The 9,295-nt window shown below is 51.8% G+C and carries 8 protein-coding genes; 2 read left to right on the top strand and 6 right to left on the bottom strand.

Annotated elements, in window-relative coordinates; all coding sequences use genetic code 11:
• From AACZ40_RS26275 to AACZ40_RS26260, 4 genes are all read right to left on the bottom strand, one after another.
• Window positions 1–388, bottom strand: a 388-nt coding sequence (locus AACZ40_RS26275) for a hypothetical protein (RefSeq protein WP_339676528.1), incomplete at its 3' end; no start/stop codon positions are given.
• Window positions 389–424: 36 nt separating this feature from the next.
• Complete coding sequence (locus AACZ40_RS26270) at window positions 425–3,532, bottom strand: CusA/CzcA family heavy metal efflux RND transporter (protein WP_145190956.1); 3,108 nt, start codon at window positions 3,530–3,532, stop codon at window positions 425–427.
• Between the two features lie 93 nt (window positions 3,533–3,625).
• Window positions 3,626–5,143, bottom strand: coding sequence for an efflux RND transporter periplasmic adaptor subunit (locus AACZ40_RS26265; RefSeq protein ID WP_145190953.1), 1,518 nt, complete (start codon window positions 5,141–5,143; stop codon window positions 3,626–3,628).
• The gene (locus AACZ40_RS26260; RefSeq protein ID WP_145190950.1) at window positions 5,121–5,774 is read right to left on the bottom strand and encodes a response regulator; all 654 of its coding nucleotides are present in this window, start codon (window positions 5,772–5,774) and stop codon (window positions 5,121–5,123) included. The genes AACZ40_RS26265 and AACZ40_RS26260 overlap by 23 nt, the downstream gene beginning before the upstream one ends.
• Before the next feature lie 727 nt (window positions 5,775–6,501).
• On the opposite strand from AACZ40_RS26260, the gene AACZ40_RS26255 reads away from it, so the two are divergent.
• On the top strand, window positions 6,502–6,918 hold the full coding sequence (locus tag AACZ40_RS26255) for a transposase family protein (protein ID WP_145190947.1): 417 nt from the start codon (window positions 6,502–6,504) through the stop codon (window positions 6,916–6,918).
• Window positions 6,919–7,078: 160 nt separating this feature from the next.
• Here the strand turns inward: AACZ40_RS26255 and AACZ40_RS26250 are convergent, their stop codons facing one another.
• On the bottom strand, window positions 7,079–7,471 hold the full coding sequence (locus AACZ40_RS26250; RefSeq protein ID WP_291169579.1) for a transposase: 393 nt from the start codon (window positions 7,469–7,471) through the stop codon (window positions 7,079–7,081).
• A 114-nt stretch (window positions 7,472–7,585) separates the two neighbouring features.
• The gene (locus AACZ40_RS26245) at window positions 7,586–7,987 is read right to left on the bottom strand and encodes a hypothetical protein (protein WP_145190944.1); all 402 of its coding nucleotides are present in this window, start codon (window positions 7,985–7,987) and stop codon (window positions 7,586–7,588) included.
• Between the two features lie 269 nt (window positions 7,988–8,256).
• Here AACZ40_RS26245 and AACZ40_RS26240 point away from each other — a divergent pair, with 269 nt between their 5' ends.
• Window positions 8,257–8,886, top strand: a complete 630-nt coding sequence (locus tag AACZ40_RS26240; RefSeq protein WP_145190941.1) for an ISAs1 family transposase — start codon at window positions 8,257–8,259, stop codon at window positions 8,884–8,886.
• The last annotated feature ends 409 nt before the right edge of the window (window positions 8,887–9,295 follow it).

The following is a 9,295-nucleotide window of genomic DNA, read 5'->3' as shown; positions in this document are numbered from 1 at the left end:
GCCCCATTTGGCCTGATAGGGCGGAGCCCGCGCCGATCAAAAGCCCGTCGCCCAACAAGTCAGTGGCGACCGCCGTGTACACCATCCAGGCTCCCGTGCCGGCTCCCTTGGGTTTGCTCCGTTGCCAGCGATCAATTCCAGCTTCCAGGAGCAAGTACGCCGCACCTCCCGCGACAAATGACAGTGCCAGCAACCAAGTCGACGCTTTGTCCAATACCTTGGGGATCACCTCGACGGCGATAACGGCTAAGATGATTCCCGTCGCGGCGTGCAATGCCCGGTTAAGCGTCTTCTGCGAAGGATGTAACCACTCAGCGATCACGCCTCCCCCAAAATTTCCCAAAGCCGAAAGAAGGGCAAGGCCAAGCACTTTCAGGAACTCACTCATCAACTCGTCTCTCCGGCACTTGCCTCTCGACTCTTTTCATAATTCCACATCTTCTTCGCCTTTCGGCTCGAACCAGCGGTAAATGGCCGGCAGGACTACTAGAGTCAAGAGACTCGACGTAATCACGCCGCCGATGACAACCGTCGCCAAAGGTCTTTGGACTTCCGCGCCGGAACTGGTTGAGATGGCCATGGGGATGAATCCCAGTGCATCAGTCGTGGCAGTCATCAAAACGGGTCGAAGGCGGTCCAGCGCGCCCTGGTAGACGGCATCCTTAATGCTTTGGCCCCGATGCCGCAAATGCCGCACGTGTTCGATCAGGACGACGCCGTTCATCACGGCGATGCCGGATAGGGCAATGAATCCGACACCCGCCGAGATCGAAAAAGGCATGCCGCGTATCCAGAGTGCCAAAATCCCGCCGGTCGTGGCGACTGGCACATTCAAGAAGATCAACAGGGCCAGCTTGCCGGACCTGAATGTCATGTACAGCAACGAGCAAATCAGTAACAGTGCGAGCGGAACAGCGATCGTCAGCCGCCCCGTCGCTTCTCGCAGGTTTTTAAAGCTGCCTCCCCAGGCGATGTGGTAGCCAGGTGGCAGTTTCACTTTCTCCTCGACCGCTTTCTGGGCATCCGCCACGAAACTCGCTAGGTCACGGCCGCGGACATTCACTTGGATCAGAAAGCGGCGGCGAATTTCATCACGGCTGATCTGCGCGACTCCAGGACCAACTTCAATCTCAACAAGCTGTTCCAGTGGTATCTGTCGACCGGTGGGATCAGCAACCTTGATGTGCTTAAGCGCCGTGACATCTCTCCGCCATTTTGGCTCCAGACGCACCTGCAAGGGAAACCGACGTTGGCCCTCAAACACTTGCCCGACCTCCTTCCCGCCAATGATTGAGATCGCGTCGAGCACATCCCCGACGTTAATACCATACCGGGCGATCTGATCGCGTCGAACGCGCATCTGGACATAGGGCAAACCGCCCGTCTGTTCGGGCTGAACGTCCGCCGCTCCGGGCACTTGCTGGACCACACCAGCGATCTCGTTACCGATCTCTTTCAGTTTCTCCAGGTCGTCTCCATAGAGGCTAATGCCGACATCCGAGCGCACGCCAGCAATCAATTCCTGCACTCGCAATTCTATTGGTTGCGTGAAGCTGAAATTGTTCGCCGGAATGTTTTTTTCCAGCGTTTCCTTCATGGCTTCAATCAGTTCCGGTTTGCTAGCGAAACGCCACTCGCCTTTCGGTTTGAGAATCACGAAGATGTCGCTCATCTCAACGCCCATCGGGTCGGTGGCGATTTCCGGGCGACCGGTCTTGGAGATCACTGATTCTACTTCTTTAGGAAACTCCGCCAATAGCGTCTTTTCTATTTCCGTGGTCATTTCGATCGAGCGTTCCAACGAAACGCTCGGCAGTCGGATTGCCTGCACCGCCATGTCGCCTTCATCCAGCTTAGGGACGAATTCGGCCCCAAAACCCATTGCGATCACTATTCCCATGGAAAATGCGGCGATGGCAATCAGAAACACGGCCAACGGCCAGCGGATCGCCAACCGCAATAACGGTTCGTAGCCCCGTTTGCACCAGCGGACGAGGAAGGAATCCTTTTCGCAAAACTTGCGGGCCAGAAACAGCGAGGCCAACACAGGCATGACGGTCAATGCCAGGACCAGCGCTCCGGCCAGGGCCGACATGAACGCAAAGGCCATCGGGCCAAACATCTTCCCCTCGATCCCCCGCAACGACATAATCGGTAGAAAGACGATGATTACAATCGAGCCCGCGAACACGATCGGCCGACCCACTTCGTGGCCGGCGTCGCGAAACACGTCCAGCCCCGCGCGTTTCAACTCGGGGTTGCGGCGTTTTGCCTCGCCCACATGGCGGATCGCATTCTCGACCATCACCACCGCCCCGTCCACGATGATACCGAAGTCCAAGGCCCCCAAACTCATCAGGTTCGCAGAGACGCCGAAATAATTCATAGAAATGAATGTAATGAGCGCGGACAACGGAATGGCCGATGCTACGATCAACCCGGCGCGCCAGTCGCCCACAAGCAGAAACAGCATGATGATGACTAAGATCGCGCCGCCACTGATGTTCTCGGTGACGGTGCCGATGGCGCGGCGCACCAAATCGGTGCGGTCGTAGAATGTGTCGATGTAAACACCTTCGGGCAGCGAATTTTCGATCTCGGCGATTTTCTGTTTGACACGATCAACGACCACGCGGGAGTTTTCGCCAATCAGCATCATCACAATACCGGTCACCGCCTCACCGCGTCCGTCGCGCGTGACGTAGCCTTGACGTAGCAGCGGGGCGAAATGCACCTCGCCAATGTCACGCACGCGAACCGCAGTGCCATCATCGCGGGCGTCCAACACGATGTCTGCGATATCATTAAGGGACTGGATGAGCCCTTCGCCGCGGATCAACCGTTGCTCTTCGTGATGAACGATGTACCCTCCGCCCGCGTTGGCGTTGTTGCGCTCTAAAGCCTCGAATACACGGTTCAGCGGGATCTTGTAATTCAGTAAGGCATTCGGATTCACCTGCACTTCGTACGTCTTCAGTTCTCCGCCGAATGTATTGACTTCAATGACACCGGGCACGCTGCGCAGCTGAAAGGCAATCTGCCAATCGAGGATCGTTCGCAATTCCTGAAGGTCGTAGTCGCAGCCCGGCTTGGTGCGCAACTCGAATTGGTAGATTTCACCCATACCCGTCGCTATCGGCCCCATCGTGGGAGTTCCCAACCCAGCGGGAATTTCCCCGCGGGCTTCAGTCAATCGTTCGTTGACCTGCTGCCGTGCCCAGTAGATGTCCGTGCCTTCCTCGAACACGATCGTCACGTTCGACAGACCGAACCTCGTCACGCTCCGTATTTCATCGACGTGGGGAATACCGCTCATCGACGTTTCGACAGGGAATGTGATCAGTTGCTCCATCTCGACAGGACCGAGTGAAGGCGAAGTTGTCAACACCTGAACTTGTACGTTGGTCAAGTCAGGTACGGCGTCGACGGGTAATGTAGTCATCGACGACAGACCAACCGCGATCAGCAATACAACCAGCAATAATACGACGAAGCGGTTGTCCAATGAGACGTCGATGAATTTGTTGATCATAGCTGGCTCCGAAGCTGGCGAGCGAGCCCCAGAAAATTGTAGAGCAGAAAGGTAATCACCAAGAGGGAGTGTAGACGAAAATGCTCTCGACTTTTAATGGCCATGCGAGATCGATCCTTTCATCAGTTCCGATTTCAGGGCAAAGCCACCGACCACAACCACTTTGTTGCCAGGTTGTAACCCGTCGCGGATCTGTACGGTGTCGCCGCTGCGCATTCCAACCTTGACTTTCCGCTTCTCGAACGCTTCCAGTCCGGTCTGTACGAATACGACATCATGCCCTTCCACTTCTTGAATGGCAGACGCCGGCAACGTCACGATGTTGGACAGCGTTTCTCCCGGCAATGCGATTTCAACGAACATGCCTGGTTTCAGATGACGATCCGGATTGTCAATCGTGGCACGCAATCGCACCGTCCGAGTTTCTGGATCAAGAATATCACCCGTGTAGAAGATACGGGCTTCGTGAAGATGGTCTGAGTCCGGGGAGCGAAACCGCAGCGTTTCACCGAGTTGGCGAGTCTTGGGCAAATCTTTTTGATAGATATCTGCTTGCACCCACAGCGTCGATAGGTCAGCAACCTGAAACATCTCGGTATCGGGTCCCACCCGCTCGGCCAGCACTACGTTTTTGCCAATTACCGTGCCATCGAACGGGGCGCGAAGCTCATAATGTGCGATCATCTCGCCCTCTTTGATCGGATCAATGCTTTTCAGGTCATCTTGCTGGTAGCCGAGTATGAGTAGGCGTGAACGACTGGCCGCCACGGTCTGCTCGGCTTGCTGAAGTTTTTGTTCGGCGAGCAAAGCCTCCTGTGATGCAGTAAACTTCAATTGTTCCAAGAGTGACTGAAATGTGGCTTGGTCCGCCTCGAACCGGGCTTTGGCTTCGATCAATAACTTGCCGGCCACCACGCCACTTTCCGCCACCGACGTGAGTCGCTCGTAGTCGGCACGCGATTTATATAGGTTCGCGTAGGCAGTCATCAACTGCTGGCGGTTCTTGCCGAGCTGCTTGTCATCAAATGTCGCTCCAATTTTCTCCAGTGGAGGCCGTTCTATTAGAACTTTGATGAGCGCTTGTGTGTTCTCGTTGATCTCTCGCATGAACTCATAGTTGATCTTGGCGAACTCGGCATCGAGCCGATCTTTATATAAGTCCAGCTTGGCCAAGCCGACCTCTTTGCTGTCGATAACGGCCAACACCTGTCCCTGCTTTACGTCGTCCCCGAACTGGACCTTAACTTCATGAATTTGCCCATCGACCAAAGAATAAACATGCGCCAGGCGGTCTTCATTCAGGGCTACCTTGCCCGTGATCCACTCGGTCCTCGTCAGATTGCTGCTGGCAACCTCAGCAATGCGAAGTCCAGCTACGGCCCATTTGTCTTTTGCGAGTGTAACCACATATGAATCCTCACCATGCTCGTCATCCACTCCGTGTCTCGCTTCGGTAGAAGCTACACCGCTTACAGGCTCAGTCAGAAAAGCTCGCGTGACCGCGTACATGCCTGCTGCGCCTACAGCGACGGCCAAAAGGCCGTAGCCCATCAAAGCTGTCATGCGGTGCTTATTACACCACAGGTTTTCAATTCGATCTACGTTCATCATGAGCACTCCCCGTAGTTCTTTTAGGTGATTGCCCTTCGCAATTGTCAACTGAGTCAAGATCTTCGTCGCAATTGCCCGCAAACGCGATCAGTTCGCGAATGCGTTCAGCAAGTTGGTTCGGGGTGAGAGGTTTCGCCGCGTAATCGTTCACGCGGAAAGAACGCACATCAGGTAATGCCTGCTCACAGGTGTGATCGTATGTCACCAAAACTGGCACGTCAGGAATGTCGGTACACTCATCCAATATAGCCAGAACATCTGTCGCTCGGCCCCACAATAACCCGGCATCCAGAACTATTAGATGAGGTATTCGATTGCGGAGTCGAGCCAGACATTCAACTCCATTGCAAGCCATGGTCACTTCAAAACCCAATAATGACAGGTGAGTCGTATAGATTTTGGCAAGAGAAGAATCTGCGTCCGCCACCAAGATGCGGACAGCATTTATCCCAGCATTAGAGGGCGACAGCGGCTTGGTCCGCGCCGAAACATCTTGGCTATGTACTGGAATTTCCTTCGGTGGAGAAACAGCCGGACGCACACGCCAGCCTTCAACACTCTTAACAGTCCGGGAGACACTAAGCGAAGGAGGCTTGGTTGCCTCAGAGATCTTTTGGGTAAGAACTAACATGAAAAACACCTATTCCAGGCACCCTATTGTGCCAAAGGAAGATGATTGAACACAATTAAGAAGGGAAAACGGCTTAAACTGCTCGTCAAACACGAGGCATCGGACAAGAGAAAAGCGATGCTGACGGCAGCCTTATGCTGCTTGGAGACACTAACCGTTCAATCCACGGATACATATAACCCTCGCGAAGGATTACAGAGTCAACCGCGAAAAAAGCACACAACGTTCGAGTGCCGTTGTTGGTGGAGGGGAAGAAGCATCTTCCTGAAGATAAGCCCCAAATAATTCGGTTACATCCGACTTGGCTATACTCAGATCACTTTGCTCTATTCGCTGACCAGAAATCTGAAAGAAAGCGGCAAAAACCGTCGTTCGATGACATTCGCATAATGGACTATCACAAGGAATGCTACGTTCGGCATTTTGGCAGCAATGTGGAGAAGTGATGGAATGGTAGCAAACTTCGAGTGGTATAGCGAACAACAAAACTGCTGCTAAAACCAATCCATGCTGAAAGATATGAGTGCCATTCTTCATCATAATCAGAATTTTACAAAGATACAGTAGACGTGTCAAGACCGAAGTAGGGTTTCACCAGGGCTGCTCAGAATATGGCATTGAATGTGTGTAGTAGGTCTGGGTAGGAAATAACGTCCTGTTTTGGGGATATTTTTCCACAAAGTTACAAAACGGAGTTCAACTTTTACAAGACCAAGGAGGCAATACGATGCAACCCGCCGACTTGTGCGACCTGTTTTCCATTTTGGATCAGATCACCGACCATCGCGGGCGTCAGGGACAACGCCACACTTTTAATGCCATGCTGGCGGCTATTATTTGCGGAACACTTAGTGGAATTCGCAGTATGCGAATGATTGCGAAATGGGTTCGCCAACTTGAGCGAAGTACCTATCATTGGCTCGGCTTCAAACGAATTCCACCGTGTGCGAACACATACACAGATCTCCTCAAAAAGATTTGTCCAGAAGAATTTGAGCAGGCGATTCGCGAATGGATGTGCACTTTAGAAGGCGTCGAAATTGATAATGATTCTCTGTGTGCAACTTCCATTGAAGGCAATACGTTGTGCGGCAGTTTACAGACGCATCAACGCAATACTGTTCAGCCCACCGTTTGCATTTGATTCTGATTTAATACTTTAACTTTTGTGCGCAGTATTTTGCAGAGGTTTTGTCTACGAGCCTCTTTTAGATGGGGCTCATATGCGACAGCTGAATCTTATGAACTGCGCAGCATGAATCATCTCGTCACCAACAGTCAGTAGTCAGGCGAGAGCTCTCGTTTTATCTGGATTCGTGGGATTGCAGGCGGTTTATATGGTTGATCAGATCTTCCTCATCCGCCAGCCCACTGAAGTAAAAACACAGCATTTCATATGTTCGGAGTGTCGGTTTTTTACCTGTGATCAGACTAATCAATAAACAATCAATCATCTCACAGTAAGTCTGTATCTGAACCCCCTGTGGATCCTGACTGAACAAGCGACGACAGCCGAGTACATGCTTCAAAAAACGAAAGAACAATTCGATCTGCCAACGGTGCTGGTAAATCAGTGCGATGACTTCTGCTGGTACATCCAGCAGATTGGTGGCTACAACCAGGTCCTGGGTAGCACCTTCCCACCTCCGTCCTCCCCGTTTAGGATGAGGAGTAATTTTCACAGTAATCCGCCGCACCAGATGATCTTGGCATTTGGGTTCTCCGTGACTTGGGAGAACCCAAATACCCTGACTGATCTTCCAGTATGCCTGCTGCTTGGGCTTCTGCGGTTAATTTACGGGATTCCTGTTCTACAAAAATGTGATCCCCACGGATCCGACAGACATAGCTGCTGCCGGCATTAACAATCTCATTAAACAGGGCATATTTTTCATATGCCTGATCGAGAATGTAGCAACGATCTTTTTCCAGTACTCTGGACAGTACTGATTTTTCATACCGGTGGCATCTGTCAAATCCATGCGAACAGGAATTCCCCGTAGTATTTCAAAATGTGTATGCAACTGCCATCCCTTATCTTGTCGGGTTGAAAAACAGGCCTGAGTGATCTGAGGCAGTGTTTTTAGGAACGTACCATCTACGGCAGTCAGTGCCTGAGCCAGATCCTGCAGACGCCGATCCTGAGGCTCTTGGACAGGCAGTTTTTCAATTAATTCGCCCACGATTTCCCGCAGTAGCTCGGGATCAAACACGCGAACTGCCTCCGACAGAGATCTCAGAGAAGATCGTGGACAGTTGAGTTTTCTCTGAACTTTTTTGAGTTCACTGGCCTGCTGTAATCCACGTAGTGAAGTAACAATCGGGTTGAAGAGATAAAGCAACTGCAGCGCGCAATACTGATCGTAGAACAGTTGCCGATTACCGGCTTTGTCGCGTTCTGTACCCTCGGGACGCAAGCGTTTAAACAGCGGAAGACCCGATCCAGATACTTAAGACCGGTGATATCACTTGCTTCAATCTGATGAGGTCGTTTCTTAACCATGCTGATTCCTGTCGTTATGGCAGTATTTTATACTACTATGCGACAGTGCGCAAATATCGTGTCGAACAGTATTGGCATCAACGCGCAGTGCATCTCCTCGCTGCACTCGATCATCAAACCGGTTGCGTGCTGAGTCAGACGCGTGTTGATTGTAAAACGAATGAAGCGAAGGCTGTCTTTGATCTGTTCAAAACTCTTGTTTTGAAGGGAAAAGCGATCATTGGAGACGCCATGTGTTGCCAGCGAGATATTTGCGAAGAGACCGTTGATTCGGACGGTGATTACTTTTTCACTGTCAAGGAAAATCAGCCAACCTTGCTGAAAGAGATTCAACTCGCCTTCGCTGAAACCGAAGGCTTTTCCCCCCTGGCAACGACGCGAAATGGAAGCGGACGTAAAGAAGCTTCGACGCTTTGTAAGGGACATGGACGTGTTGAACATCGAAGACTAATCACGACGACGATGCTCAACGAGCATTTCGATTGGCCGGGCATGAAGCGGGCTTGCAAGATCATCCGAACGACAACGCATAAGCTACCGGTTGCAAGACGCGAAACGTCGACACACAAAAACCTCAAGCAGCAAGTCAAACGAGACGAAGTAAGATAAGGACCCAATCTTCGTCCGAATCTCCAAGCCACACATCGGACGAATCTTTCCATAACCAGCGCTACGTTTTTCAACCGGCAGGCGCTACGTTTTCTGACCGGTGTTTACAACTTAATACCTTATGAAGGGGCAATTCTGACGGAGAGCGGTCGAAGACAGACTCACCTTACGGTCCGTCGGCGTCGACTTCTCGAATTCTTCTTTTGCCAGTCGTTGGGAGTCACCTGGAAAACACTGGAGAAAGACGCCTTCCGACTGGAGCCTTGTGCTTCTGACAGACTGATTGATTATATCGATGACTTTTTGAATCATCCTGAATATGACCCGGGTGATGCTCCCATTCCACAAAAGGATGGATCGATTTGCAGGCTGCAGATTCGCTGAGATATCTCTCAGAAATTGGTGTTCT

It is taken from the genome of uncultured Gimesia sp., from assembly GCF_963972345.1.
Taxonomy (GTDB): domain Bacteria; phylum Planctomycetota; class Planctomycetia; order Planctomycetales; family Planctomycetaceae; genus Gimesia.
This window is presented reverse-complemented; position numbering and strand designations above follow the sequence as displayed.